Here is a 25965-nt window from a genome sequence, read left to right on the forward strand (position 1 = left end):
CGCCCGGCGCGGGGCCGCCCCCTACCAAAGGACAGACCATGATCGTCGCCCAGATCACCGACCTGCACCTGCGCCCCGAGGGCAAGCCCGCCTACCGGGTGGCCGAGACCAACATGCTGGCCGCCCGCGCCATCGCCGCGCTGCGCGCGCTGACGCCGGCGCCGGACGTGGTGGTGATCACCGGCGATCTGACCGATTGCGGGCTGGCCGAGGAATACGCGCTGCTGCACCGGCTGCTGGCCCAACTGCCGATGCCGGTGCTGATGGTGCCCGGCAACCACGACCGGCGCGAGGGACTGCTGGCCGCCTTTCCCGGTGCCGCCGACGGGCGGGGCTTCGCGGGCTTTGTCCACGACGCGGGACCCCTGCGGCTGATCGGGCTCGACACGCTGGTGCCTGGCGCCTCGCACGGGGCGCTGTGCGCCGGCCGGCTGGCGGCACTCGACGCCGCCCTGTCCGAACGACCCGACGCGCCGACGCTGATCTTCCTGCACCACCCGCCCTTTGCATGCGGCATCCGCCACATGGACCGGATCGCGCTGGCCGAGGGGGCCGCGGAATTCGCCCGCATCGTCGCCGCCCACCCCCAGGTGGAACGGGTGCTGGCCGGCCACCATCATCGCCCGATCCAGGCGCGCTGGGCGGGCACGCTGGCGATGGTCGCGCCCTCGGTCGCACACCAGGTCGTGCTGGACCTGACCGAGGACGGCCCGCCCGCCTTTGCGATGGAACCCCCGGCCTTCCTGCTGCATGTCTGGCACGGGGGCGCGCTGGTCACCCACCAGGCCTATGTCGAGACCGCGCCGGGGCCGTTCCCCTTCGTCCTCGATCCCGACTATCCGGGGCAGTCCCAGCCGGGCTGACCGCAGCCGCCCGCCACGGCGGCCAGCGATCCAAGCTATCCGATGGGAAATCCCCCTCCCACCGCAGAGAACAAGGCGCTCTTGCCGCAGCCCGATGACCCCGCCAGCGCGGTGACCGATCCGGCCAGCACGTCATGGGCGACCCCATCCCCCGAACCCGTGGCAGGGGCCCGCTCATGGTGCCGCGCCCCGGCCGTCGTCCCGCCAGGGAAACGCGCGCCGCTGCAGCGGCTGGATCAGCGCCAGATCGACCACGATCAGCACACCCACCACCACCATGACCCAGGCCATCATCGCCGCCGTATCGACATGGGCGCGCGCGGTCGCCAGCCCGTCGCCGATGCCGCCCGCCCCGGCCAGCAGTTCCGCCATCACCGCCACCTTCCACGACATCGCCAGCGTCGCGGCAAGCGCGGGGAAGACATGGACCAGCATGTTCGGCACGTGCATGTGGACGATCCGCACGGCAAGCGGCACGCGGAACACCCGCGCCATACGGATCAGCCCGCCATCAAGGCTTTGCACGCCCGAGACGGCGGCGGCGAAAACCAGCGGGCCGGTGGCCACGGCAACTGTGAAGACAACCGCCCAATACCCGCCGAACCACAGGATCGCCAGCACCACCCAGGCGATCGCGGGGATGCCCAGCAACACGACCGCGACCGGCTGGAGCGCGCGCTGCGCGTCCTGGCGCAGCCCTGCAAGGGTGCCCGCGGCGATCCCCGCCAGCGCGCCGGCGACCCAGCCAAGCCCGGCATGGCCGGCCGTCCGGGCAAGTTCCGGGCCGACAGCCCCCTCGCGAAGCATCCGCCAGAGCGCCACCGCGGTATCGTCGAGCCCGGGCAGGACCAGCGGACCGTAGGCGCGGTGTCCCGCTTCCCACAGAAGCAGCAGCAGGGCGATGCCCGACAGGCTCCACAGCCGCGATACCCGGGGGGATGTGCGCGCCACGGGTTCGCCTCAGCCCCAGTAGAACCCGGCATCGGGCAGCCGGTTGCCGACGATCCCCGGGGCCAGCGCCATCAGGTGGCCGAAATAGGTCTCGATATCGGCCCGCGCCGCACGCGCCGTGGTCACGTCGAGCCGCACGAAGGGCAGCGAGCGGGCAACCACCTCGGCCGAAAGCCCCAGCAGCGGACCCGTCGCCGCCCCGGCCGCGCCGGGATGGGCACCCGCCCAGGCGCCCGCCTCGACACAGGCCGCATGGGCGGCGGCGACAATGTCGGGCGCGGCGTCCAGAAACGCTTCGCTGACTGCCAGCCCCACCTGCGGAATACGCGGTCCGCGGCCGGTATGGGCACCGTAAAGCGTGGTCACGTCAAGCGCCCGGAACAGCGGAACCCCGGCCTGCGCCGCGCGCATCAGCGCCGCGGTGGCGGCCGGTTCGTGCATCACCGCGACATCACCCCGGCCGGACAGGAACACCGGCACCGCCTCGCCGGGCGATCCGACATAGTCGAGCGTCACGTCGCGGTCGGGGTCCAGCCCGGCCCAGCCCAGCACCATGCGGAACAGCAGGTCCGGCGCCTCGTTCTTGTTCGACAGAAGGACGCGCCGGCCCGCCAGATCCTCGACCGCCGTGATGCCCTCGTCCCGCGCCATCACGTAGAGCACGCCCCAGGAGACGACGTTGACCATCCGCGTACCGCCGCCGCGGTTGAAGAAATTGGCGGCGGCATAGGTCGAGGACGCGAACAGACGGAACGCGCCCGAGGCGATCCCGGCGCGCAACTGATCGGTGCTGTTCCAGACATCGAACCGCGCGCCCGGGGCGGCGGCCTGCATCCGGTCCGAAGCGGCGGCGCGGGCGAACACCGCCGAGGGCGTCGCGGGCATCCCCCACAGGGTCAGCGGCTCTGCCCCGGCCTTGGCCAGCCCCGCGGCCGACAGCGCAGCAAGACCGCACAGAACGCCGCGCCGGTCAAGCGGTGCTGTCGGAACACGGGTCATGGCGGGTCTCCTCGGGGGCGCGGCGGCGGCATCCGTGACTAGTACAGCATCATGCTTGCGGTGATGTCGTCCCAGATCTCCTTGACGGTGTGGGTCAGTGCGCGCTGCCGGTCCTCGTAGCTGGTGTGTAGAAGGTGGTGCGCGGTCGCGGAATTCGGTTCGCCGAGAAAGTCGCGATAGAGCGCCTGAACCTGCGGGTTGTTGTGGGACTGGCGCACCTTCGCGGCGCGGTCGACGTTGTAGATCGTCTCGCGCCGTTTCAGCGCCAACGGCAGGTAGGCCTGCTTGGACCGGAGCGAGCCACCCCCGTCGACGCAGCCGCCGGGGCAGGCCATCACCTCGATGAAGTCGTAGTCGGCCTCGCCCGCCAGCACCTTTTCGACCAGCGCGCGGGTGCCGCCCAGCCCGTGGACCATCGCGACACTGACCTCGCCCACCGCACCGCCCAGATCGACCCGGGCCTCGCGCACACCCTCGAATCCGCGCAACTGGGTCAGCTCGATGCGGTCAAGTTCGCGGCCGTTGACAATGGCATAGATCGTGCGCAGCGCAGCCTCCATCACGCCGCCGGTGGTGCCGAAGATCGCGCCCGCGCCGGAATACTCGGCCATCCACGGGCTGTCGAAGGCCGAGGGCGCCAGGTGCTTGAGGTCGATCCCCTCGCGCCGCAGAAGGCGGGCGAATTCGCGGGTGGTCAGCACCACGTCGGTGTCGGGCAAGCCGTCACGGGTCAGTTGCGGGCGCGCCGCCTCGTCCTTCTTGGCGACGCAGGGCATGATCGAGATCACGCGGATGCGGGCGGGGTCCACGCCCAGCTTTTCGGGCAGGTAAGTCTTGGCCACCGTCGACAGCACCTGCTGCGGCGACCGGGTGGAGGACAGGAACGGCAGTATCTCGGGATAGTGGATTTCGGCGAAGTTGATCCAGGCCGGGCAGCACGAGGTAAAGGTGGGCCGCCTGCGCTCCTTCAGCCGCGACAGCAGTTCGGTGCCTTCCTCCATGATCACCACGTCGGCAGCGAAATTGGTGTCGAGCACCACGTCGATGCCGATCTTGCGGCAGGCGGCAACGATCTGGCCCTCGACATTGGTGCCCGCGGGCATGCCGAATTCCTCGCCGAAGGCGACACGGACGGCGGGGGCGAACTGCACCACCGTCACGATGTCCGGGTCGCAGATGTAGTCCAGCGCAAGGTCGGTCTCGTCGCGTTCGCCCAGCGCGCCGGTGGGGCAGACCAGCACGCATTGCCCGCAGGACACGCAGGCGGACGAGGGGTAATCGTCGGCATCGCGCAGCGCCACCACCCGGTCAAGCCCGGTGCCCTCCATCGCCAGCGCGTCGACCTGCTGGTGGTGGCGGCAGATCGCGACGCAGCGCTGGCAGCGCACGCAGCGGCGCATGTCGCGCACCATCGCGGGCGAGGTCAGGTCGATGGGCCGCGCTTCGGTCCGGGCGCGGTCGAAGAAGCGGTTTTCCGTCAGCCCGACGAACTGCGCCAGATCCTGCAGTTCGCAATCGCCGTGGCGGATGCAGGTGGCGCAGTCCTGAAGGTGGTCGGCCATCAGCAGTTCGACCTGCAACCGCTGCATCTCGCGCGCCTTCCGGGACCGGGTCCGCACCTCCATCCCCTCGCGGACGGGGGTGTTGCAGGCGGTGACGATCTGCGCCTCGTCCCGGCCCGCCTGCACGATCTCGACAAGGCAGACGCGGCAGGTGCCGGGCGTGTGGTCGATATCGTCCAGTTCGCAGAGCGTCGGAACGTAGATGTCGTGCCGCCGCGCGCAGGCCAGGATCGTCTCGTTCGGGAAACCGCGGCAGTCCGTGCCGTTCAGGATCAGGGCGATCGTGGCCTCGGCGGGATCGCGGGCGGGGTCGGGGGTGCACATGGTCGGGCCCTCGCTAGGGGATCGAATGGCGGGTGACGACGGAATAGACGCGGTAGCAGCGCATGCAGCGTTGCGCCTCGGCATAGGCCGCGCGAGCGCTGATGGTCTGCTCCACCTCCTCGAACATGTGCTTGCGCAACTCGGGGTCGAGTTCGGGGTTGTGCACGCGATACGCATTGCGCACCGGGGTTTCCACCACATCGTTGGCGAGAAACCGGTTGTCGGCGATCAGCTTGCGCATCCGCGCCCGCTTGAAGAACCGGACCGAGCCACGCTGGATCCAGTCGTCGATGTTGCGCGCGGCGTTCTGCCCGGCGGCCATGGCATAGATCAGCGTCGAAGGCCCGGTGGTGCAGTCGCCCCCGGCAAAGACCCCCGGCCGCGAGGTGGCCAGCGTGTCGTCGGCCGCCACGCAGTTCCAGCGGTCGAGCGCGACGCCGTCGCCCTGGACCAGCGCGCCATCCTCGACCTGCTGTCCGATCGCGGCGATCACATGATCGCAGGGGAGGACATGTTCGCTGCCCGCAACCGGGCGCACCTTGCGCCGGCCACTCTCGTCGGGGTCGGTCTGGTCCATGCGCACCAGTTCGACGCCGGTGACCCGCCCGTTTTCGGTCAGGATGCGGGTCGGGTTGGTGAGGGTAAGGAACCGGATGCCCTCGGCTTCGGCGGCCTCGATCTCTTCGGCATCGGCGGGCATGTCCTCGCGGGTGCGGCGATAGACGACATGCACCTGATCCGCACCCAGCCGCAACGCCGAGCGGACGCAATCCATCGCGACATTGCCGCCGCCGACCACCACCACCTCGCCCGACAGCGCGAGCGGCGCGATGCCGTCGACATGGTCATGCACCTTCAGCAGGAAGTCGATGCCGCTGAAATAGCCCCGCAGCCCGGCATCCTCGCCCGCGATGCCCAGCCGCGACCCCGCCTGGCAGCCAAGCCCGAGAAAGACCGCCTTGTAGCCCCGGGCGAACAGGTCGTCGATGCTGAAATCCCGCCCCAGTTGCTGGCCGAACAGGAACCGCCCGCCCAGATCGGCGATGATCTCGGTCTCCATCGCCAGCGTGTCCTTGGGCAGGCGGTAGCTGGGGATGCCGATCTGCGCCATGCCGCCCGCCTGGTGCGATTTCTCGAAGACATCGACATGATAGCCACCCAGCAGCAGGTGATAGGCGCAGGCGATGCCCGCCGGGCCCGCGCCCACCACCGCCACCTTCATGCCGTCGGCCAGCGGCTTGCGGATCATGTCGCGGGTGAATTTCAGCGCGTGCGGGCCGCTTTGCTGGTCGGCGACATAGCGTTTCAGCGTCTTGATGCCGACCGCCTCGTCCACGAACTTGCGCCGGCAGGCCTGTTCGCAATAGCGCACGCAGACCCGACCGCAGGTGGCGGCCATCGGGTATTGCTGGAGCAGCACGCCCAGGCTGTTCTCGGGCTTGCCGTCGCGGATGTAATCGATGTAGCGCGGCACGTTCACCTTGGACGGGCATGCCTCGATGCAGGGCGCGGTGACATAGGCCATGCCGTGCTGCGCCGGAACGGGTCGTCCGGGCGCGGTCTCGGCCTCGATGCGGCCGCGGAAATGGTGCAGCGCGTCCAGCAGCGCGACCGCGCAGGTCTGCCCGAGGCCGCAAAGCGATGTCTGGCGCATCTGCTCGCCCAGCATCTCGATCCGGTCGAGGTCGAGCGAGGGGGCCAGCCCCCGCCGCATGCCGTCCAGCGCATCGCGCACCAGAACCGTGCCCATCCGGCAGGGGGTGCAGACGCCGCAGGACTGCTCGGCCGCCTTTGCCATGTAGTGGTAGAGCGAGTCCACCAAGCTGACCGTCTCGTCGAACACGAAAAAGCCGCGGTCGCCAAAGAAGGCGCGGATCGGGTTGCCCGCGTCGAACTCGTCGAAGTTCTTCAGGTCGTAATCGGGCGCCCCGGTGTGGTCGGGTGGCGTCTGCCGATCATAGACGATCCCGTCCCAGACCCCGTATGCCACATGTGTCATCCTGGCCTCGTTCCTTGCGCCCGATCCGGCGGCGGGCACCGGGTCTGCGGCTGCGCAAGGGTCGCGGCTGGTGTCACGCCGGACAATGATCCAGCGCAAGAACCGCCGCGATGCGCGGTCGCGCGGCAGAACGGCGCGGCAGGCTTGCGACGTCAGCGCCCGCGCAGATGCGCGAGTACCTCTTCGGCTACGTCCTGGCGGACCTGCCTGCGGTCGCGCAACTGGCGGGCCACGCGCTCGATCTCGTCACCCACCGCCCCGGCGGCGATGGCGACGTTCTGCGCGTGCAGCGCCATGTGGCCGCTCTGGATACCCTCGGTCGCCAGCGCCCGAAGCGCGCCGAAATTCTGCGCCAGCCCGACCGCGGCGACGATCCGCGCCAGCGCCCCGGCCGAGTCCACCCCCAGCAGCGCCAGAGACGCCTGCGCGACCGGGTGGACCCGCGTCGCGCCCCCGACAAGGCCCAGCGACAGCGGCAGTTCGATGCTGCCCGCCAGGTCGCCCGCCGCCGTCTTTTCCCAGCGCGACAGGGCGGTATAGCGGCCCGAGCGCGCGGCATAGGCATGCGCGCCGGCCTCGATCGCGCGGGTGTCGTTGCCGGTGGCCAGTACCACGGCCGAGACGCCGTTCATGATGCCCTTGTTGTGGGTGGTCGCGCGGTAGGGGTCGACGGCGGCGAACTCGGCGCCGAGGCACATCGCCTCGACCACGTCCGGCCCGCCGATCTCGGCCGCGGGCCAGGTGGCACGTGCGCGTGCCACGCGGCGGTCGGCCAGGTTCGACAGGATCCGGAACAGCGCCCGGCCGCCGGTCCACTCGGCGATCCTGGGGCCCGCGGCTTCGGCCATGGAATTGACCGTGTTCGCGCCCATCGCGTCGCGCGTGTCGACCACCAGGTGCACCACCAGCATCGGCCCCGACGGCGCGTCCAGCACCCGCGCTTCCACTTCGCAGAGGCCGCCGCCCAGCTTGTGCAGCATCGGGTCGATCTCGGCGCAAAGCGCGGCGAGGTCGTCGAACCGCTCCAGCACCATCAGCCGCGCGGCCTGCGGGTCGGCCAGCCCGACGATCTGGATCTGCGCAATCGTCAGCGAACCGGAATAGGAGGTGAAGAAGCCCCCCGTGCCCCGGCAGCGTTTCGCGGCGTTGCCCACGGCGGCGATGACCGAGCTTTCCTCGGTCGCCATCGGCACCAGCACGTCGCGCCCGTCGACGCGCATGTTGGTGGCGACCCCCAGCGGCACCGGCATCACGCCGACCGCGTTCTCGATCAGCCGTTCGACCAGCGCGCCCTCGACGGGGCCGGTCTCGGCCAGCTTGTCCGACAGCGCAAGGCCCGTTGCCTCGTCCAGCAGGCGCAGGCGGTCCGCGCGGGTCAGGGCGCCGAAACCGGGCAGGCGGGAGGTCGGGTCGGTCATGGTGCAGTCTCCGGTTCGGCGGGGATCTCAGCCCCGGATCAGATAGCCGCCATCCACCGGGATCGCCGCCCCGGTGACGAAACGCGCGGCCGGCGTAGCCAGGAACAGCGCGGTGCCCGCCACGTCCTCGGGCCGGCCCCAGTCGCCGGCCGGGGTACGGGCGCGCACGCGCGCGTCGAGATCGGGCATGTCGCGGCGGGCCTGCCGGGTCAGGCGGGTGTCGATCCAGCCGGGCAGGATGCAGTTGGCCTTGATGCCCTCGCCCGCCCAGGCGACCGCCAGGCTGCGGGTCAGTTGCACCACGCCGCCCTTGGCCGCGGCGTAGGGCGCGGTCATGTCGTTGGCCAGCACCGACATCATCGAGCCCAGCGTCACGATCCGCCCGTCGCCGCCGCGGGCCAGGTGGGGGTAACAGGCCCGCGCCATCAGGAAGGTGCCCTTCAGGCTGGCATCCACCACTGCGTCCCAGTCGGCCAGCGTCACCGTCTCGGGCCGCATCCGGCGGTTGAGCCCGGCGGCGCAAACCAGCACGTCGATGCCGCCCATCGCCTCGGCCGCCCCTTCGGTCACGCGGGCGCAATCAGCCTCGGATGCCACGTCGCCCTGCATGAATCGCACCACGCCATGCTCCGCCAGTGCGGCCTCGGCGGTTTCGCCCGTCTCGGCCGACCGGCCGGTGACGACCGCCCGCGCGCCAGCCTTAAGGAACGCGCGCGCGATGGCCAGCCCGATGCCGCTGGTGCCGCCGGTGACGAGAACGCGCCGCCCCTGAAGATCGAACATCGTGCCCCCTCAGTTCACCGTGATGCCTGGCAGCCACAGCACGATCCCCGGAAACGCGATGCAAAGCGCGAGGCCCAGCAGTTGCAGCAGCACGAAGGGGATGATCCCGGCATAGATGTGCCGGATCGTGACACCCCGGGGCGCAATGCCCCGCAGGTAGAACAGCGCATAGCCGAAGGGTGGTGTCAGGAAACTGGTCTGCAGGTTCACCGCCACAAGGATCGCGAACCACAACAGCGTGATACCGGAATTCTCGAACCCGAAATCCAGCCCGGCGATGATCGGCGCGAAAAGCGGCAGCACCACATAGCTGATCTCGATCCATTCGAGGAAGAAGCCCAGCACGAAGATCAGCGCCATGATCAGGAACAGTGTCTGGTAGGGCCCCGAGGCCAGCGCCATTACCGCATCCTCGATCATGTAGTCGCCGCCCACCCGCTTGAAGATCGCGCTGAAGACGGTCGCGCCGATCGCCACGCCCAGGATCATCGCCGTGGTCAGCGCCGTGTCGCGCACACACCCCACGAGGTTGGCCCAGGTCAGCTGCCCCGTCGCGGCGGCCAGCAGCGTGGCCCCCGCGGCGCCGATGCCCGCGGCCTCGGTCGGCGTCGCCACCCCCGCCACGATCGAGCCCAGCACGCCGAGGATCAGCAGCGCAGGCGCCACGAGTTGCTTCAGCAGAGAGGCCGCCATCGCCCAGCCCGCATCGTCGTCCGTCGTGTCACGCGGCGGGGCCAGCGCGGGGTTCCGCCAGGCGACGATCAGGATGTACAGCGCATAAAGCCCGCCCAGCATCAGCCCAGGGATCGCGGCGCCCATGAACAGACCGCCGATCGACACCTGCAGGATGTCGCCCATCAGCACCAGCATGATCGAGGGCGGGATCAGGATGCCCAGCGTTCCCGCCGAACAGATCGTTCCAGCTGCCAGCGATTTCGAATAATTCTGCTTCATCATCACCGGCAGCGCCATCAGCCCCAGCATCACCACCGAGGCCCCCACGATCCCGGTGCTGGCGGCCATCACCACGCCCACGATGGTCACCGACAGCGCCAGCCCGCCGGGGCGGCGGGCGAACATCCGTTCCAGCGACAGCAGCAGGTTGCGGGCGATGTCGGACTTTTCCAGCATCAGCCCCATGAACACGAACAGCGGCACCGCCATCAGCAGCCAGTTGGTCAGCGTGCCGGTGAAGATCCGCGAGACGATCGTGTTCAGGAAGACCGGCGGGATGTCGGCGATGAAGGTGAACAGAACCCCGATACCCGCCAGCACGAAGGCCACCGGATAGCCCGAGAAGACGCCCGCCATCAGCGCGAGCACCATCATCAGGGGCATCAGGTAGTCACCCATTCCAGGTCTCCGGCACCGAATCCTCGGCGCCCAGCAGGCGGGCCGTCTCCAGCAGGACCCGGCCCAGCGCCGCGAGCGCAAGGAAAACGAAGCCGATCGGCATCAGCGCCTTGACCAGATAGCGGTCGGCAAGTCCGCCATAGTCGGACTGTTCGCCCGTCTTCCACGCGAATTCCACGAAACCGAGGCTGAGCCAGCCGATCACCGCGCAGAAGGGCAAGAGGAACAGCAGGTCGCCCAAGAGGTTCACCCCCGCCTTTCCGCGCCGCCCGAAGGCGGAATACAGCAGGTCCACGCGGACATGGCGATCCTCGGCCAGCGCAAAGGCAAGGCCCGGCATCACCATCACCGCCATCAGGTGCCATTGAAGTTCCGCCAGCCCCGACATGGTAAGCGACCGGCCGAAAAGGGGCAGGTCGGCCTGCCATTCGGCCAGCGTACTCAGGCGGAACTGCGCGCCGATCACCGCCAGCAGAACCAGCGCCAGCAACGGCAGCAGCAGCCAGGCCGCCGCCCGGCCCGGCCACGCGCCGATCTGCATCAGCACGCGGCCGGTGCGCTCCATCCTCGACGGAAGCGACATGCCCGGGTCACTCGGACGGGATGGTTTGCAGGCTGGTCCAGTCCTGCGCCTTGGAGAGGTAGTCCTGGATCGAGGCATAGGCCTCGGCGAAAAGCGGGTCCTTGGCGGCCTCTTCCTCCAGCACCTCCTTCGAGGCGGCACGCAGCGCGGCCAGCACCTCGTCGGGGAAGCGCTTGGTCTCGACCCCCATGGCGCGGAACTCCTCGATCACGGCGCCCTGGGGTTCGGGGGCCGCTGCCATCGACCAGGCCACGGTCGCCTTGCAGGCGGTCAGGATCTGGTTCTGAACCTCTTCACCGAAGCCGTTCCAGACATCCATGTTGACAATCAGCGAGTTCCAGCTTGCGGGCTGGTGCCAGCCGGGGAAGTAATAGTATTTGGCGATTTCGGCAAAGCCCAGCGACTTGTCCACCACCGGCAGCGAGAACTCGGTCGCGTCGATCCGGCCGCGTTCCAGCGCCACGTACAGTTCGCCCGCGGGCAAGAGCTGGGTCGAAGCGCCGAGCTTGTTCAGCACCTTGCCGCCCATGCCCGAGATCCGCATCTTGAGCCCTTCGAGATCGGCGACGGTGTTGATTTCCTTGTTGAACCAGCCGCCCGGCTCGGGCGCTGTGACGTGGCAGGGCAACAGCTTGACGCCCAGCGGGTCATAGGCCTTCTGGACGATCTCCAGCCCGCCGCCTTCCCACATCCAGCCGACGAAGAGATCGGGCGACGGGCCGAAGGGCATCGCACCCGCCAGCGAGGCGACCGGGATCGTGCCGCCCCAGTAGCCGATGAAATCCCAGCCCGCCGGGATCGCGCCGGAACTGACCGAGGTCAGCACCTCGAGCGCCGGAACAAGGTCGCCCGCGCCGTGCACGCGCAGCGTGACCTCGCCGCCGGTCGCGATCTCGATATTCTTCGCCAGCACCTCGGCCCCTTCGCCGAGGAACGGCATGTTCTTGGGGAACGTGCTGGCCACATCCAGGGTTTCCGCCTGAACCTGAACGCCCGCCGCAATGATCGCGGCTGCGCCGAGAAGCGCCTTGCAAGTCAAATCTGATCCTCCCTTTTCCTGACCCCCTCCCGAGGAGCCGTGCCGCAGCCCGGTGGCGGATGGCTTCGGCTTGACACCGGAGCGGGTCGCCGCCAAACTGCGATCGCAGATCAAAGATAACGCAAGAATACCGTGGCGCAACAGGAAATGCTCAACACCCCCGACCGCGCCCCCCAGTTCGGCCAGCCGCTTCGGCGCGAAAGCCTTCAGCAGCAGGTTTATGAAAGGCTTCGGCACAACCTGACGACCGGGGTGTTCAAGCCGGGCGAGATCCTGTCCAGCCGCAGCCTGGCGCAGGAACTGGGCGTCAGCGCGATGCCCGTGCGCGAGGCGCTGACCCGGCTGACCGCCGAGGGTGCGCTGGAACTGACCTCCAGCCGCACGCTGAGGGTGCGCCTGATGACGGCCGACGCGTTCGACGAGGTGACGGCGATCCGGCTGGACCTCGAAGGCATGGCGGCCGAACGCGCCGCGGGTCTGGCTACCCCCGATGCCCTCGCCACGATCACCCGCCTGCACCACGCGCTGGCCGAGGCGGCCGAGCGCGGCGGGATCGACGACTACCTGCACCGCAACGCGCAGTTCCACGACGCGATCTATGCCGCGTCGGGCTGGCCGCTGTTGACCGAGATGATCCGGCGGCTGTGGATGATCGTCGGGCCGTCGATCCGCGCCTGCGTGCCGGACCGGGCGCACATGGCGGTCTCGATGGCGCATCACGACGCGGTGCTCGCCGCGCTGAACCGGGGCGACGGGCCGGGACTGCGCGCCGCGATCCTCGCCGATATCGGCGAGGCGGCCACGGACATCCGCAAGACGCTGACGGAACGCAAGGGAGAGACCGGATGAGTATTGTTGACAGCCTGCGGCCCCGACCCGGGCTGCGCGTTCTGGTCACCGCGGGCGGCGCGGGGATCGGCGCCGAGATCGCCCGCGGTTTCGTCGAGGCCGGTGCGCGCGTGCATGTCTCGGACGTCGGCGACGCGGCGCTTGCCGCCGCGGCGGCCGCCGGCATGGGCGCCACCCGCGCCGATGCCGGCAGCGAGGAGGACACGCACCGCCTGTTCACCGAGGCGCGGGCAGAACTGGGCGGTCTGGACGTGGTCGTGGCCAATGCCGGGATCGCCGGACCGACCAGCGGCGTCGGGGATGTCGCCGCCGAGGACTGGGACGCCACGCTCGACACCAACCTGCGCGGGGTCTACCTGGCGGCCCGTTTCGCCGCGCCGGACCTGGTGGCCTCGCGCGGCAGCTTCATAGCGATCTCATCGGTCGCGGGGCGGCTGGGCTACGCGTTCCGCACGCCCTACGCCGCCTCGAAATGGGGCGTGGTGGGGCTGGCGAAAAGCCTGGCCGCCGAGCTTGGGCCGCAGGGTGTGCGCGCCAACGCCATCCTGCCCGGCATCGTTCGCGGCGCGCGGATCGAGCGCGTGATCGCCGCCCGGGCCGAGCAACTGGGCCTGTCCTACGCCGAAACCGAGACGCGCTATCTGGAAAAGGTCTCGCTGCGCCGGATGGTCGGGCCAGAGGACATCGCCGCGATGTGCCTGTTTCTCGCCTCGCCCGGCGGGGCGAACATCTCGGGTCAGGCGCTCAGCGTCTGCGGCAATGTGGAGGCGCTATGAAAGCCCCGGTCGCCATCATCGGCAGCGGCCTGATCGGACGGGCCTGGGCGGTGTGCTTTGCCCGAGGCGGCCGGTCGGTGCGGCTCTACGACGAAACAGCCGGGGTTGCGCGGCAGGCCCTGTCGACGATCCCCCCGTTGCTGGACGACCTTGCCGACGCGGACATGCTGGGCGACCTGCACCCCGGCGAGGTTCTGGCCCGGATCGAGGTCGCCCCCACGCTCGAGGCTGCCCTCGACGGGGTCTGCCACGTCCAGGAAAACGTCCCCGAACAGCTTGAGATCAAGCGCGAGGTCTTTTCCGCGCTGGACCGCCACGCCCCGCCCGACGCGATCCTCGCCAGTTCCACGTCAGCCCTGTTGCCCTCGGCCTTCACCGAACATCTGCAAGGGCGGCATCGCTGCCTGGTCGCGCATCCGATCAACCCGCCCAGCCTGATCCGCGCGGTCGAGATCGTGCCTGCCCCCTGGACCGAAGCCGAGACCGTCGACCGGTGCGCGGCGCTGATGCAGGAAATCGGCCAAGCGCCGATTCCGATGCGGCGCGAGATCGACGGGTTCATCATGAACCGCATGCAGGGCGCCCTGCTGCAAGAGGCGTTCCGCCTCGTCGACGAGGGTTTTGCCGAACCTGACGATATCGACCTCGGCATCCGCGAGGGCCTGGCACCGCGCTGGGCGCTGATGGGGCCGTTCGAGACGATCGACCTGAACGCGCCAGGCGGCGTGCGCGACTACGTGACGCGCTATGGCCCGATGTTCCGCCGCATCGCCGAGGGACAGCGCCACGAGGCCGACTGGAACGGGCCGGTGCTCGACCGGATCGACACGGCGCGGCGTGGCCGGTTGCCTCTGGACGGGCTGGCGGGTCGGCAGGGCTGGCGCGACCGGCGGCTTGTCGCGCTGCTGCGCCATCTGCGCCGGCTCGACGACTAGATCGACTCGTATCCACCGGAAAGGACCGCCATGGCCCGCACCAGCCGCAAGATCATCGTCAGTTGCGCCGTCACCGGCGCGATCCACACCCCCTCGATGTCGCCGCACCTGCCCGCGACCCCCGACGAGATCGCCGCCCAGGCGATCGGCGCGGCCGAGGCCGGCGCCACCATCCTGCACCTGCACGCCCGCGACCCGCAGGACGGCCGCCCGACCCAGGACCCGGATGCCTTCCGCGCCTTCCTGCCGCGCATCAAGCAGGCCACCGGCGCCGTCATCAACCTGACCACCGGCGGCAGCCCGCACATGAGCGTCGAGGAACGCCTGCGCCCCGCGGCAGAGCTGAAACCCGAGGTCGCCTCGCTGAACATGGGGTCGATGAATTTCGGGCTGTTTCCCATGCTCGACCGGTTCCAGACCTTCGCGCATGACTGGGAGCGGGCGCATCTGGAGAACAGCCGCGATCTGGTGTTCCGCAACACCTACAAGGATATCGAGCACATCCTGAAGACCTGCGGCGCGAACGGCACCCGGTTCGAGTTCGAGTGCTACGACACCAGCCACCTCTACAACCTCGCCCATTTCGTCGACCGCGGCCTCGTGCAGGCGCCGTTCCTGGTGCAGACGGTGTTCGGCATCCTGGGCGGCATCGGCGCCCACCCCGAGGACGTGGCCCACATGAAGCGCACCGCCGACCGGCTGTTCGGCGACGATTACGTCTGGTCGGTGCTGGGCGCCGGGCGCAGCCAGATGCAGGTGGCCTCCATCGCCGCGGCCCAGGGCGGCAACGTGCGCGTCGGGCTGGAAGATTCGCTCTGGATCGCGCCGAAGACACTGGCCGAGGACAACGCGCAGCAGGTTCGGCGCGTGCGCGAGATCCTCGGAGGGCTGAGTCTCGAGGTCGCCACCCCCGACGAGGCGCGGCAGATGCTGGCGCTGAAGGGCGGGTCGGATGTCGGGTTCTGAGCCCGGCCCCGTCGTCGTCACAGGCGGCAGCCGCGGCATCGGTGCGGCGACGGTGCGGCTGCTGGCCCGGCTCGGGCACAAGGTGGCGTTCTCCTATGCCTCCGACACCGAGGCCGCCGACCGGCTCTGCGACGAGATCGCATCGGCGGGCGGGCAGGCGGTGGCCGTGCAGGGCGACGCCGCCGACCCGGCCGCCGTCGCGGCGCTGTTCGAGACCTGCATCGCGCGGTTCGGCAGGCCGTCGGGCCTCTTCGCCAATGCCGGGATCACCGGCCCGCACGGCCGGTTGGCCGATCTCGACCCGGACGTGCTGGCGCGCGTCCTGGCGGTTAACGTCACCGGCACGTTCCTCGCCGCGCAGGCGGCGGTGCGTTGCATGTCCACGGCGCGGGGCGGTGCGGGCGGCGCCATCGTCCTGATGTCGAGCCGCGCGGCGGTCATCGGGGGTGGCGGCGAATGGCTGCATTACGCCGCGAGCAAGGGCGCCATCGACACCCTGACCGTGGGCCTTGCCCGCGAGGCCGGGCCCGAGGGCATCCGCGTCAACGCCGTCGCGCCGGGCCTGATCGACACCGACATCCACGCTGCTGCCGGGCTGGCCGACCGCTTGGCGAAAAAGGCCGCCGAGGTGCCGCTGGGCCGGACCGGCCGCCCCGACGAGGTGGCCGAGACGGTGCGCTGGCTGCTGTCGCCGGCCGCCTCCTACGTCACGGGTGCGGTCGTGCCGGTTTCGGGCGGGCGCTGACCGGCCTCAGCGCATCAGCACGACGGGGCACTTGCAGGTGCGGATCATGTTGGTGGTGGTCGAGCCGATCACCAGCGTCCGGATGCGCGAATGGCCATAGGCGCCCATCACCAGAAGGTCGATGTCGTCGGACTGGACCAGGTCGCCCAGCGCCTTTTCCGGCTGGCCCTTGAGCACGCGCGCCTCGGCCTCGTGGCCGCCCGCGTTCAGCGTGGCGCGCGCGTTGTCGAGCGCGCGGCGCATCTCGGCGGTTTCGGCCCCGGCCGTCGCCACCACGACCCTGAGCCCGGCGAAGAGCGGGTCGCGCGCGACATAGTCGACCGCCTTCATCGACGAGACGCCGCCATCATAGGCGATCAGCACGCGATGGATCGGGCGGAAGGCGCGGTTCGCGACGAAGACCGGCTTGTGGCTGGCGCGCACGATCCGTTCGAAGTTCGAGCCCAGATGCGGGCTGTCCGGCCCGGCCGCCTCGCCGCGCTTGCCGATCAGGATCATGTCGGCCACGCCTTCCTTGGCCTCGACGGTCGCCACGATATCGTCATGGCGCAGCCGCGTGATGACATCCGCCACGCCGTCGGCCTCGATCAGGGCACGGGCATCCTCGAGGATCGCGCGGCCCTGTGCCTGGGCCAGTTTCGCGTGCTGTTCGTCGAGCGCCGAGAGCTTTTCCAGCAGGTTCGACCGCGCCCCCAGCCGGATCGAGCCCGACAGGTCGCGCTGGCCGGGCGCGCGGCGGGGGTCGAGCACGTGGTAGAGCTTGACCTGCGCGCCGGTGCGTTTCGCGATCCAGGCGGCATGGTGGCAGACGCTTTCGGAATAGGCCGATCCGTCGACCAGCGCCATCAGGATTGCGGTCATCTCTCGTCTCCCCTCAATGCCCCGTCAGCGCATCCATAGCGCCAGGCTTGTCGTGGACGGCCAGCTTGTCCACCAGCGTTTCCGAGGCCGCGTTCATACCCACGATCTCGACCCGCGCGCCTTCGCGGCGGAACTTGAGCACGGCCATGTCCAGCGCCGCAACGGACGAGACGTCCCAGATATGCGCGCGGCTGACGTCGATGGTGACCCGCTCCAGCGCCTCCTTGAAGTCGAAGGCCTTCATGAACGCCTCGGTCGAGGCGAAGAAAAGCTGCCCTTCGACCACATAGGTCCGCTCGCGCCCGTCGGGGGAAATGGTGGACGTCACGCGGAACAGCTGCGCGATCTTGCCCGCGAAGAAGATGCCCGAGAGCAGCACGCCGACCAGCACCCCGATCGCCAGATTGTGGGTGTAGACCACGAAGAACACCGTCGCCAGCATCACGATAGAGGACGACCGGGGATGATCGCGCAGGTTCTTCAGCGAGGACCACGAGAAGGTCCCGATGGACACCATGATCATGATCGCCACCAGCGCCGGCATCGGGATGCGCCCCACCAGATCGCCCAGCACCACGATCAGGAACAGCAGCATCGCCCCCGCGGTGAAGGTCGAGAGCCGCCCGCGACCGCCCGATTTCACGTTGATGATCGACTGGCCGATCATCGCGCAGCCCGCCATGCCGCCGATGAAGCCCGTCGCAGTGTTGGCGATCCCCTGCCCGATGCATTCCTGGTTCCGGTCGCTGGGCGTGTCGGTCAGGTCGTCGACGATGGTCTGGGTCATCAGGCTTTCCAAGAGGCCCACGGCGGCCACGCCGATGGAATAGGGCAGGATGATCTGCAGCGTTTCCAGAGTCAGGGGAATGTCGGGGATCAGGAACACCGGCAGCGTGTCGGGCAGCGCGCCCATGTCCGACACGGTGCGCACGTCGAGCCCCAGCGCCATCGTTAGCGCCGTCAGCACGACGATGGTGACCAGCGGCGAGGGCACGGCGGTCGTCAGCAGCGGGAAGAGGTAGATGATCGCCAGCCCCGCCGCGACCATGACATAGGTTACCCAGGTCACGCCGACGAGTTCGGGCACCTGCGCCAGGAAGATCAGGATCGCCAGCGCGTTGACGAACCCGGTGATGACAGACCGCGAGACGAAGCGCATCAGGTGGCCGAGCCGCGCCAGCCCCGCGCCGATCTGGATCAGCCCCGCCAGCACCGTCGCGGCCAGCAGGTATTGCAGCCCGTGCTCCTTGACCAGCGTCACCATCAGCACCGCGGTCGCCGCCGTCGCGGCCGAGATCATGCCGGGCCTCCCGCCGGTGATCGCCACGATCACGGCAATCGAGAAGGACGCGTAAAGCCCCACCTTGGGGTCGACGCCCGCGATGATCGAGAACGCGATCGCCTCGGGGATCAGCGCCAGCGCCACCACGAGACCCGCCAAGATGTCGCCGCGAACGTTGCCGGTCCACTGGTCGCGATAGGCGTAGAGTGCTTTCATGGTCAATTCCCTGGCGGACGCCGCTGCACCCGGTGGTGCCGGACGGTCTGGAGTGTGTTTGGTCCGGAAAACTGGCCCGGAACGGCAGCACCCGGCAAAACGCCGGGCCCGGGAGGGTCGGCGCCGAGATACAGGACTTTGCCCAAAAGACAAACCGGCAATATCGCGCAGACTTGACGAGGGCGGTTGCACGATGACATTCAATTTCTTGAATTTGTATATCGCCCGTCCTATCCTCTCGGCGATGGGGCCGACGCGGCCCGATTCCCCGGAAAGGAGATCCCGATGACGCTCGACCGCGCCGTGATGATGTTCGCAGGCTGCATGATCCTCTTGTCGCTGGCCCTTGGCACCTTTGTGTCGCCCTGGTGGTATCTTTTCACCGCCTTCGTGGGCGTGAACATGATGCAAAGCTCGGTCACCGGGTTCTGCCCCGCGGCCATCGTCTTCAAGAAGCTGGGCATCAGACCGGGAACCGCCTTCGACTAGGTCCGCTGCGGCACCTCGTCCGCATCGGGCGGGGTGTCCCCGGCCCCTCGCCGCGCTAGATACGCCCGGCGGAGGGCGCACCGAAATGCTTCTATCACTCCAGTCGGTCGGCAAGGCCTATGTCAGCGGCAGCACCCGGGTCGAGGTGCTGCGCGGCATCGACCTTGCGATGAACGCGGGCGAGACCGTGGCGCTGACCGGCGAGTCGGGCTCAGGCAAGAGCACGCTGCTGCATCTGTGCGCCGGGTTGGACCGGGCCGAGTCCGGCCGCATCGAGGTCGCGGGGCGTGACCTGACGCGGGCCGACGACGCGACGCTGGCCGCGCTGCGCCGCGACGCCGTGGGACTGGTGTTCCAGCAGTTCAATCTGATTCCCTCGCTGAGCGTGGCGGCCAACCTGGCCTTCCAGGCCCGTCTCAAGGGCAGCGACGACCCCGGCCGCATCGCCACGCTGGCCGGGCGGCTGGGGCTTGCGGATCTGATGCACCGCTATCCCGAACAATTGTCGGGCGGTCAGCAGCAGCGCGTCGCGATCGGCCGCACGCTGGCCGCGCGTCCTGCGCTGATCCTGGCCGACGAGCCCACCGGAAACCTTGATGAGGCCACCGGCGATGCGGTGCTCGACCTGATGCTGGAGCTTGTGGCCGAGGCGGGGGCCGGGCTGTTGATGGTCACCCATTCGCCGCGGCTGGCCGCCCGGCTGTCGCGCCGGGTGCATCTTTCCGGCGGGCGGCTGGCGTGATGCGCCGCACCGCCCTGTCCGCCCTGCTGTCGCACTGGCGCCGCCACCCGCTGCAACTTGCCAGCCTGCTGATGGGCCTGGCGCTGGCGACGGCGCTGTGGTCCGGGGTTCAGGCGATCAATGCCGAGGCGCGGGCAAGCTATGACCGCGCGGCACAGGTTCTGGGCCAGGACCAGTTGGAAAGCCTTGCAGCCGCCGACGGCCAGCGCCTGCCGCAAGAAGTGTTCGTCGCGCTCAGGCGGGCGGGCTGGCTGGTGTCGCCGCTGGTCGAGGGCCGTTGGAGCCATGCGGGCCGCTCGGTGCAGGTCTACGGCATCGACCCTTTCACCGCGCCTGCGGGCGCGCTGCCGCCTCCGGTGTCGGAAAGCGGCGAGATCACCGATTTCATCACCTCCCCCGGGCTTGCCTTTGGCGCCCCCGAAACCGTGGCCGAACTGGACGGTGCCGAGGGCCTGCCCCGCCTCGCCGCGGCCGAAGGCATCGCGCCGGGGATGCTGATCATGGATATCGGCATCGCTCAGGCGCTGATGCGGGCCGAGGGGCAGGTCTCTCGCCTGCTGCTGGCCCCGGACCAGCCGCTGGGCCGGACGCCGCTGGAACAGGTCGCGCCGGGGCTGGAACGCCGCGCGCCGCAGGAAACGGCGGACGTGGCGGAACTGACCGGCAGCTTCCACCTGAACCTGACGGCCTTCGGCTTCCTGTCCTTCGCAGTGGGCCTCTTCATCGTCCATTCCGCGATTGGCCTCGCCTTCGAACAGCGCCGCCCGATGTTCCGCACCCTGCGCGCGCTCGGCCTGCCACTTCGGACGCTGGTGGGGCTGCTGGCGGTCGAGGTGATGCTGCTGGCGCTGGTGGCCGGCCTGATCGGTATCGGGCTGGGCTATGTCATCGCCGCCGCCCTGTTGCCGGACGTGGCCGCCACCCTGCGCGGTCTTTACGGCGCGACGCTGTCGGGGTCGCTGTCGCTGCGCCCGGAATGGTGGCTGGGCGGACTGGCCATCGCGCTGGTCGGCGCGGGCGTCGCGGCGGCGCAAAGCCTCTGGCGGCTCTGGCGGCTTCCGCTGCTGGCGCCCGCCCAGCCCCGGGCCTGGGCGATGGCCTCGGCACGGGGCTTTGCCGGGCTTGCCGCACTGGCGGCGGGGCTGGCCGTGGTCGCAGTGATCGCGGGCGTCTACGGGCGGGGCATCGTGGGCGGTTTCGTGCTGCTGGGCGCGCTGCTGCTGTCGGCGGCCCTTGCCCTGCCCGGCGCGCTGGCGCTGGCGCTGGCGGGGGCCGAACGGCTTGCCCGCCGCGCCCTGCCGCAATGGTTCTGGGCCGATACCCGCCAGCAACTGCCCGGCCTGTCGCTGGCGCTGATGGCGCTGATGCTGGCGCTGTCGGCCAATATCGGCGTGGGCACGATGGTGGCGAGCTTCCGGATAACCTTCACCAAATGGCTGGACCAACGCCTGCCGTCCGAACTTTACGTCACCGCACGGACCGAGGAGGAGGCCACCCGCCTGCGCGCCTGGCTGGAACCCCAAGTCGACGCGCTGTTGCCGATCTGGAGGGTCGAGGGGCCGGTCCTGGGCCAGACCGCGGAAATCTACGGCGTCGCCGATCACCGCACCTATTCCGACAACTGGCCGATGCTGCTGGCCGACCCCGATGTCTGGGCGCGGCTGGCCCGCGCCGAGGGCGCCATCGTCAACGAACAGCTCTGGCGCCGCGAAGGCCTGTCGCTGGGCGATCCGGTGCCGCTCCCGGGCGGCGCGGTGCGGCCGCTGGTGGGCGTCTATTCCGACTACGGCAACCCGCGCGGGCAGGTCATCATCGGGGTGGCCGACCTGGTGGCGCAATTCCCCGACCTTGACCGCCGCCGCCATGCGATCCGAACCGACCCCGCCGCCGTGGCCGACCTGCGCACGGCATTGGTGCAGGACTTCGGCCTGCCCGCGGACAACATGATCGACCAGCAGGCGGTCAAGGATATCTCGCTGAAGGTGTTCGAGCGCACCTTCGCCGTCACCGCGGCGCTGAACGTGCTGACCATGGGTGTCGCAGGTTTTGCCATGTTCACCAGTCTTCTGACGCTGTCGAGCATGCGCCTGCCGCAGCTTGCCCCGGTCTGGGCACTGGGGCTGACGCGCGCCGCACTGGCCCGGCTTGAGCTGATCCGCGCCATGCTGCTGGCCGCCCTGACCATGATGCTGGCGGTGCCGGTGGGGCTGATCCTGGCGTGGGTGCTGCTGGCGGTGGTGAATGTCGCGGCCTTCGGCTGGCGGCTGCCGATGCATGTCTTTCCGGCCGACTGGCTGTGGCTTGCCGTGCTGGCACTGGCTGCGGGCGGGCTGGCCGCGGCCTGGCCCGCCTGGCGGCTGGCCCGGATCGAACCCGCAACGCTTGTGAAGGTCTTTGCCGATGAACGCTAGGGCGCTGATCCTCGCGATCCTCCTGCCGCTGTCCGCACAGGCGCAGGGCTTTGCCGGGCTGGGGCAGACCACGGACGGCTATACCCTGCCCCGGCGCGGCGAAAACCTGGCCTTTCCGCGAGACCACGGTGCGCATCCGGAGTTCCGCATCGAATGGTGGTACCTGACCGCCAACCTGACCGGCGCGGACGGGCGGGATTATGGCATCCAGTGGACGCTGTTTCGCAGCGCGCTGGCGCCGGGCAACCCGGGCGAGGGCTGGCAGACCGCGCAGGCCTGGATGGGGCATGCGGGGCTGACAACGCCCGGGGGCCATTTCCACGCCGAACGGCTTGGCCGCGGCGGCACGGGCCAGGCGGGCGTCACGACCGACCCCTTCGCGGCCTGGATCGACGAATGGCGGATGGACAGCAGAGCGGCGCCGGGGTCCGATCCCTATGCGGCGCTGGGGCTGACCGCCAGCGGCACCGAGTTCGCCTATGCCCTGACGCTGGATGCCCAGGGGCCACTGGTGCTGCATGGCGACCGGGGCTATTCGGTGAAATCGGACCGCGGCAACGCCAGTTACTACTACTCCCAGCCCTTCTACCGCGTCACAGGCACCCTGACCCTGCCCGATGGCCCGGTCGAGGTGACGGGCGAGGCGTGGCTCGACCGGGAATGGTCCAGCCAGCCGCTGGCCGCCGATCAACAGGGCTGGGACTGGGTTTCGCTGCACCTGGCGGGCGGCGACAAGCTGATGGCCTTCCGCCTGCGTGCCGAGGACGGCGACTATACCACCGGCACCTGGATCGCGCCCGACGGCACCGCAACGCCGCTGGCCCCGGGGTCGGTCACGTTCGAGCCGCGCGCCACCGTCCGGGTCGCGGGGCGCGAGATCCCGGTCCACTGGCGCATCGCATTGCCCGAACGCGGGCTCGATGTCATCATCGAGGCGGTGCAGGATGCGGCCTGGATGGACACGACCGTGGCCTACTGGGAAGGCCCCGTCACCATCAGCGGCAGCCACCAGGGCCGCGGCTATCTGGAGATGACGGGCTATGACTGACCCCCTGACGACGCTGTCCGGAACGCTTGACACGGTCTGGACCCTGCTTGCGCGCGGCGCCACCGACCGCGACGCGCCGGCCCGCCACCCGGTGCTGGCGACCTCGGGGCGCGACGGGGCCGAGGCGCGGATGGTCGTGCTGCGCGAGGCCCGGCGCGACCCGCCCCGGGTCGAGATCTTCGCCGACCGCCGTTCGGCCAAGGTGTCGGAACTGAGCGCCGAGCCCCGGGCGAGCCTGCTGGTCTGGGATCCGGCGCTGCGGCTGCAAGTAAGGCTGCGCGCCCGGTTCCAGGTGCTGGCAGGCGAGGCCGTCGCGCCGCTGTGGCAGGCGCTGCCGGGGGCGGCCCGGGCGCTTTATGGCGGGCGGCCCGCCCCGGGCGCCCCGATCCCCGAACCGGGCGATCACATCGCGGACCCGGCCGCGCATGCCTTCTGCGTGCTGCGCGGCGTCCTTGCCGAGATCGAGACGCTGCACCTGGCAACGCTGGGCCACCGCCGCGCGCTGTTTCGCGCCACCGATGACTGGCAGGGCGGCTGGTGCGCGCCCTGAGCGGTGGGGGCAAAGCCCCATGAACTCCGCCCTGCCGCCGCCCCGCGATATCGTCCTGATCGGCGGTGGCCACACCCATGCGCTGGTGCTGCGGTCCTGGGGGATGCGGCCGGTTCCGGGCGTGCGGCTGACGCTGATCAATCCCGGCCCGACGGCGCCCTATTCGGGGATGCTGCCGGGGCTGATCGCCGGGCACTACACCCGCGACGCGCTGGAAATCGACCTTGTCCCGCTGGCGCGGCATGCGGGCGCTGCGCTGGTGATCGGCCGGGCCGAGGGGATCGACCGCGCCGCGCGGCTGATCCATGTGCCAGGGCACCCGCCGATCCGATATGACCTTGCGTCCATCGATATCGGCATCACCTCGGACCTGCCCGGCCTGCCGGGATTTGCCGATCACGCGGTGCCCGCCAAGCCGCTGGGCGCCTTCGCCAACCGCTGGGAGGATTTCGTCGCGCGGACGGCAGCCGGAGAGGCCGTGCCCCGCGTCGCCGTGATCGGCGCGGGCGTCGCCGGGGTCGAGATCGCGCTGGCCGCGCGGCACCGGCTGGCCGTGGCGGGGCAGGCGCCCGAGATCACCCTGATCGACGCCGCCGACACGGTGGTGCGCGATGTGCGCGCGGGGGCCCGCGCCGCGCTCATGGACCAGATCGCTGCCCAGGGGGTCACGCTGTGCACCGGTGCCGGGGTGGCCAAGGTCACCGCCGGGGACGTGCGCCTTGCGTCGGGCAGGACGATCCCGACGGGGCTGGTGATCGGCGCGGCGGGTGCGCGGCCGCAGGGCTGGCTGACCCGAACCGGGCTGTACCTGACCGACGGCTTCGTGACGGTCGACCGGCACCTGCGCTCGGTCAACGATCCGCACATCTTCGCCGTTGGCGACTGCGCCCATCTCTCGCACGCGCCGCGGCCCAAGGCCGGGGTCTACGCAGTGCGCGAGGCGCCCGTCCTGCTGGCGAACCTGCGCGCCGCGGCGACGGGCGGGCGGCTGCGCGCCTACCGGCCACAGAAGGATTATCTCAAGCTGATCTCGATGGGCGGCAAACGCGCCGCGGCCGACCGTTTTTCTTGGCGCCTGGAAGGCGCCCTGGTCTGGCGCTGGAAGGACCATATCGACCGCAAGTTCATGCGCCAGTTCAAGGATTTGCCGCAGATCAGGCTGGACTGAGCGCCGCGATCTCCGCGACGATCCCCGGCAGGGCCGCGGCCAGCGCATCGGGGTCCAGCCGGTCAAGCCGGACCTGCCGCAGGGGGCGGTCGTCGAACCGGGCGCGCTGGCGGGCATAGCGGAGGTCGTAGTGATCCGCCATCAGCCCGGCCGCCAGCGCCTCGAACGCGCCCGCCGCGGCCAGCGCCCGCCACGCCTCGATCCGCTCGCGCGGGTGCTGGGGGGCCAGTGCCTCGATGGTGGCAACCAGCCGTGCGGGATCCTCGGTCAGGTCGCGGTAGCGTCGCGCCAGATAGGCCGCGCGGGCGTCCAGCGGCGCGGAGAGTTCCAGCCGGGGCGCGGCCTTCATCGCCTCCCACAGCGCGGGCGGCAGGCCGATCCGGCCGATCTTGCTCGACTCGGCCTCGACCACCACGGGGCGCGCGGGATCCAGTGCCGCCCGCGCCATCGCCAGCGCCGTCTCGAACCCCTTCTGCGCGGGCTGCCCGCCCTCCATCGCCCCGAACAACGAGCCACGGTGGTTGGCCAGCCCTTCCAGGTCGATCACCTGCACGCCCGCCGCCGCCAGAAGCCCCAGAACCTCAGTCTTGGCCGTGCCCGTATCGCCATCGAGCATCACGACGGGCGACGGCCAGGGCGTGTCGTACAACGCCGCCTGCACCAATTGCCGGTAGCTGCGCCACCCGCCCTCGACCGTATCCGCCCGCCAGCCGATCTGGCGCAGGATCAGCGCGAACGACCCAGACCGCTGCCCGCCGCGCCAGCAATAGACCAGCGGGCGCCAGCTTTTCGGGCGGTCGGCCAGTGCCGTCTCGATGTGATGCGCCGCGTTCCGCGCGACCAGCGCCGCGCCGATCTTGCGGGCCTTGAACGGGCTTTCGCGGGTGTAGATCGTGCCGACGCGCGCGCGTTCCTCATTGGACAGCACGGGCAGCGATAGCGCGCCGGGAATGTGGTCCTCGGCGTATTCCGCAGGCGAACGGACGTCGATGATCTCGTCAAATTCGAGATCCGGGAGGTCGGTCAGGTTGCAAAGGGTCACCGGCATGGCGC

The 25965-nt window shown here is 70.0% G+C and carries 24 protein-coding genes; 12 read left to right on the forward strand and 12 right to left on the reverse strand.

All coding sequences use genetic code 11. From position 1 onward, the window contains the following. Window positions 1-38: 38 nt before the first annotated feature. Window positions 39-863 (forward strand): phosphodiesterase, encoded by an 825-nt coding sequence (locus tag EV655_RS01630; protein ID WP_132540778.1) that lies wholly within the window; start codon window positions 39-41, stop codon window positions 861-863. Window positions 864-1037: 174 nt separating this feature from the next. Here the strand turns inward: EV655_RS01630 and EV655_RS01635 are convergent, their stop codons facing one another. The 9 genes from EV655_RS01635 to EV655_RS01675 all read right to left on the reverse strand — a co-directional run bounded on the left by EV655_RS01635 (window position 1038) and on the right by EV655_RS01675 (window position 11874). Then, window positions 1038-1814 carry an ABC transporter permease gene (locus tag EV655_RS01635; RefSeq protein WP_132540781.1) on the reverse strand — a complete coding sequence of 259 codons (777 nt, stop codon included), beginning with the start codon at window positions 1812-1814 and terminating at the stop codon, window positions 1038-1040. Window positions 1815-1823: 9 nt separating this feature from the next. Continuing rightward, the gene (locus EV655_RS01640; RefSeq protein WP_132540784.1) at window positions 1824-2813 is read right to left on the reverse strand and encodes a PhnD/SsuA/transferrin family substrate-binding protein; all 990 of its coding nucleotides are present in this window, start codon (window positions 2811-2813) and stop codon (window positions 1824-1826) included. Between the two features lie 38 nt (window positions 2814-2851). Then, window positions 2852-4699 (reverse strand): [FeFe] hydrogenase, group A, encoded by a 1848-nt coding sequence (locus tag EV655_RS01645; RefSeq protein ID WP_132540787.1) that lies wholly within the window; start codon window positions 4697-4699, stop codon window positions 2852-2854. Window positions 4700-4712: 13 nt separating this feature from the next. Continuing rightward, window positions 4713-6698: an FAD-dependent oxidoreductase gene (locus EV655_RS01650; protein ID WP_132540790.1), complete on the reverse strand. Its 1986-nt coding sequence runs from the start codon at window positions 6696-6698 to the stop codon at window positions 4713-4715. A 152-nt stretch (window positions 6699-6850) separates the two neighbouring features. Next, window positions 6851-8116, reverse strand: coding sequence for a hydroxymethylglutaryl-CoA reductase, degradative (locus EV655_RS01655; RefSeq protein WP_132540793.1), 1266 nt, complete (start codon window positions 8114-8116; stop codon window positions 6851-6853). Window positions 8117-8143: 27 nt separating this feature from the next. Further along, window positions 8144-8899 carry an SDR family NAD(P)-dependent oxidoreductase gene (locus EV655_RS01660; RefSeq protein ID WP_132540796.1) on the reverse strand — a complete coding sequence of 252 codons (756 nt, stop codon included), beginning with the start codon at window positions 8897-8899 and terminating at the stop codon, window positions 8144-8146. A 9-nt stretch (window positions 8900-8908) separates the two neighbouring features. Then, window positions 8909-10252, reverse strand: coding sequence for a TRAP transporter large permease (locus tag EV655_RS01665; protein WP_132540799.1), 1344 nt, complete (start codon window positions 10250-10252; stop codon window positions 8909-8911). Next, window positions 10245-10835 (reverse strand): TRAP transporter small permease subunit, encoded by a 591-nt coding sequence (locus EV655_RS01670; protein ID WP_132540802.1) that lies wholly within the window; start codon window positions 10833-10835, stop codon window positions 10245-10247. The genes EV655_RS01665 and EV655_RS01670 overlap by 8 nt, the downstream gene beginning before the upstream one ends. A gap of 7 nt (window positions 10836-10842) precedes the next feature. Continuing rightward, window positions 10843-11874, reverse strand: a complete 1032-nt coding sequence (locus tag EV655_RS01675; RefSeq protein ID WP_132540805.1) for a TRAP transporter substrate-binding protein — start codon at window positions 11872-11874, stop codon at window positions 10843-10845. Window positions 11875-12021: 147 nt separating this feature from the next. Here EV655_RS01675 and EV655_RS01680 point away from each other — a divergent pair, with 147 nt between their 5' ends. From EV655_RS01680 to EV655_RS01700, 5 genes are read left to right on the forward strand one after another with little or no spacing between them, the layout of a single operon-like run. Continuing rightward, window positions 12022-12723 carry a GntR family transcriptional regulator gene (locus tag EV655_RS01680; protein WP_132540808.1) on the forward strand — a complete coding sequence of 234 codons (702 nt, stop codon included), beginning with the start codon at window positions 12022-12024 and terminating at the stop codon, window positions 12721-12723. Then, entirely contained in the window at window positions 12720-13499 is a 780-nt protein-coding gene (locus tag EV655_RS01685) for an SDR family oxidoreductase (RefSeq protein WP_132540811.1), read from the forward strand. Before EV655_RS01680 ends, EV655_RS01685 begins: the two co-directional genes overlap by 4 nt. Further along, a complete protein-coding gene (locus EV655_RS01690; protein WP_132540814.1) occupies window positions 13496-14434 on the forward strand; it encodes a 3-hydroxyacyl-CoA dehydrogenase in 939 nt (312 codons plus the stop codon). The genes EV655_RS01685 and EV655_RS01690 overlap by 4 nt, the downstream gene beginning before the upstream one ends. A 30-nt stretch (window positions 14435-14464) precedes the next feature. Beyond that, a complete protein-coding gene (kce, locus tag EV655_RS01695) occupies window positions 14465-15400 on the forward strand; it encodes a 3,5-dioxohexanoate:acetyl-CoA acetone transferase (protein WP_132540817.1) in 936 nt (311 codons plus the stop codon). Continuing rightward, a complete protein-coding gene (locus tag EV655_RS01700) occupies window positions 15387-16145 on the forward strand; it encodes an SDR family oxidoreductase (RefSeq protein WP_132540820.1) in 759 nt (252 codons plus the stop codon). The genes kce and EV655_RS01700 overlap by 14 nt, the downstream gene beginning before the upstream one ends. Before the next feature lie 6 nt (window positions 16146-16151). Here the strand turns inward: EV655_RS01700 and EV655_RS01705 are convergent, their stop codons facing one another. Continuing rightward, a complete protein-coding gene (locus tag EV655_RS01705) occupies window positions 16152-17006 on the reverse strand; it encodes a universal stress protein (protein WP_132540823.1) in 855 nt (284 codons plus the stop codon). Window positions 17007-17019: 13 nt separating this feature from the next. Next, the gene (locus EV655_RS01710; RefSeq protein ID WP_132540826.1) at window positions 17020-18504 is read right to left on the reverse strand and encodes a SulP family inorganic anion transporter; all 1485 of its coding nucleotides are present in this window, start codon (window positions 18502-18504) and stop codon (window positions 17020-17022) included. Window positions 18505-18789: 285 nt separating this feature from the next. On the opposite strand from EV655_RS01710, the gene EV655_RS01715 reads away from it, so the two are divergent. The 6 genes from EV655_RS01715 (at window position 18790) to EV655_RS01740 (ending at window position 24912) form a co-directional block, all read left to right on the forward strand. Continuing rightward, window positions 18790-18993, forward strand: a complete 204-nt coding sequence (locus tag EV655_RS01715; protein WP_132540829.1) for a YgaP family membrane protein — start codon at window positions 18790-18792, stop codon at window positions 18991-18993. A gap of 85 nt (window positions 18994-19078) precedes the next feature. Beyond that, window positions 19079-19735, forward strand: coding sequence for an ABC transporter ATP-binding protein (locus tag EV655_RS01720; protein ID WP_132540832.1), 657 nt, complete (start codon window positions 19079-19081; stop codon window positions 19733-19735). Then, window positions 19735-22146 (forward strand): ABC transporter permease, encoded by a 2412-nt coding sequence (locus EV655_RS01725; RefSeq protein WP_132540835.1) that lies wholly within the window; start codon window positions 19735-19737, stop codon window positions 22144-22146. Before EV655_RS01720 ends, EV655_RS01725 begins: the two co-directional genes overlap by 1 nt. After that, window positions 22136-23194: a lipocalin-like domain-containing protein gene (locus EV655_RS01730; protein WP_132540838.1), complete on the forward strand. Its 1059-nt coding sequence runs from the start codon at window positions 22136-22138 to the stop codon at window positions 23192-23194. Before EV655_RS01725 ends, EV655_RS01730 begins: the two co-directional genes overlap by 11 nt. Continuing rightward, complete coding sequence (locus EV655_RS01735; protein ID WP_132540841.1) at window positions 23187-23744, forward strand: pyridoxamine 5'-phosphate oxidase family protein; 558 nt, start codon at window positions 23187-23189, stop codon at window positions 23742-23744. Before EV655_RS01730 ends, EV655_RS01735 begins: the two co-directional genes overlap by 8 nt. Window positions 23745-23763: 19 nt before the next feature. Further along, the gene (locus EV655_RS01740; protein WP_132540845.1) at window positions 23764-24912 is read left to right on the forward strand and encodes an FAD-dependent oxidoreductase; all 1149 of its coding nucleotides are present in this window, start codon (window positions 23764-23766) and stop codon (window positions 24910-24912) included. On the opposite strand, the gene mnmH is transcribed toward EV655_RS01740, so the two are convergent. Beyond that, a complete protein-coding gene (mnmH, locus tag EV655_RS01745) occupies window positions 24899-25960 on the reverse strand; it encodes a tRNA 2-selenouridine(34) synthase MnmH (RefSeq protein ID WP_132540848.1) in 1062 nt (353 codons plus the stop codon). The genes EV655_RS01740 and mnmH overlap by 14 nt on opposite strands. Window positions 25961-25965: the final 5 nt, after the last annotated feature.

The sequence above is a fragment of the Rhodovulum euryhalinum genome (genome assembly GCF_004342445.1).
In the GTDB taxonomy this organism is placed as follows: domain Bacteria; phylum Pseudomonadota; class Alphaproteobacteria; order Rhodobacterales; family Rhodobacteraceae; genus Rhodovulum; species Rhodovulum euryhalinum.

Coding starts and splice junctions, on each gene's coding strand:
- EV655_RS01630 (WP_132540778.1), top strand. CDS start 39: ATGATCGTCGCCCAGATCACCGACCTGCACCTGCGCCCCGAGGGCAAG.
- EV655_RS01665 (WP_132540799.1), bottom strand. CDS start 10,252: ATGGGTGACTACCTGATGCCCCTGATGATGGTGCTCGCGCTGATGGCG.
- EV655_RS01700 (WP_132540820.1), top strand. CDS start 15,387: ATGTCGGGTTCTGAGCCCGGCCCCGTCGTCGTCACAGGCGGCAGCCGC.
- EV655_RS01705 (WP_132540823.1), bottom strand. CDS start 17,006: ATGACCGCAATCCTGATGGCGCTGGTCGACGGATCGGCCTATTCCGAA.
- EV655_RS01670 (WP_132540802.1), bottom strand. CDS start 10,835: ATGTCGCTTCCGTCGAGGATGGAGCGCACCGGCCGCGTGCTGATGCAG.
- EV655_RS01740 (WP_132540845.1), top strand. CDS start 23,764: ATGAACTCCGCCCTGCCGCCGCCCCGCGATATCGTCCTGATCGGCGGT.
- mnmH (WP_132540848.1), bottom strand. CDS start 25,960: ATGCCGGTGACCCTTTGCAACCTGACCGACCTCCCGGATCTCGAATTT.
- kce (WP_132540817.1), top strand. CDS start 14,465: ATGGCCCGCACCAGCCGCAAGATCATCGTCAGTTGCGCCGTCACCGGC.
- EV655_RS01645 (WP_132540787.1), bottom strand. CDS start 4,699: ATGTGCACCCCCGACCCCGCCCGCGATCCCGCCGAGGCCACGATCGCC.
- EV655_RS01690 (WP_132540814.1), top strand. CDS start 13,496: ATGAAAGCCCCGGTCGCCATCATCGGCAGCGGCCTGATCGGACGGGCC.
- EV655_RS01655 (WP_132540793.1), bottom strand. CDS start 8,116: ATGACCGACCCGACCTCCCGCCTGCCCGGTTTCGGCGCCCTGACCCGC.
- EV655_RS01735 (WP_132540841.1), top strand. CDS start 23,187: ATGACTGACCCCCTGACGACGCTGTCCGGAACGCTTGACACGGTCTGG.
- EV655_RS01685 (WP_132540811.1), top strand. CDS start 12,720: ATGAGTATTGTTGACAGCCTGCGGCCCCGACCCGGGCTGCGCGTTCTG.
- EV655_RS01730 (WP_132540838.1), top strand. CDS start 22,136: ATGAACGCTAGGGCGCTGATCCTCGCGATCCTCCTGCCGCTGTCCGCA.
- EV655_RS01710 (WP_132540826.1), bottom strand. CDS start 18,504: ATGAAAGCACTCTACGCCTATCGCGACCAGTGGACCGGCAACGTTCGC.
- EV655_RS01720 (WP_132540832.1), top strand. CDS start 19,079: ATGCTTCTATCACTCCAGTCGGTCGGCAAGGCCTATGTCAGCGGCAGC.
- EV655_RS01725 (WP_132540835.1), top strand. CDS start 19,735: ATGCGCCGCACCGCCCTGTCCGCCCTGCTGTCGCACTGGCGCCGCCAC.
- EV655_RS01650 (WP_132540790.1), bottom strand. CDS start 6,698: ATGACACATGTGGCATACGGGGTCTGGGACGGGATCGTCTATGATCGG.
- EV655_RS01640 (WP_132540784.1), bottom strand. CDS start 2,813: ATGACCCGTGTTCCGACAGCACCGCTTGACCGGCGCGGCGTTCTGTGC.
- EV655_RS01715 (WP_132540829.1), top strand. CDS start 18,790: ATGACGCTCGACCGCGCCGTGATGATGTTCGCAGGCTGCATGATCCTC.
- EV655_RS01660 (WP_132540796.1), bottom strand. CDS start 8,899: ATGTTCGATCTTCAGGGGCGGCGCGTTCTCGTCACCGGCGGCACCAGC.
- EV655_RS01680 (WP_132540808.1), top strand. CDS start 12,022: ATGCTCAACACCCCCGACCGCGCCCCCCAGTTCGGCCAGCCGCTTCGG.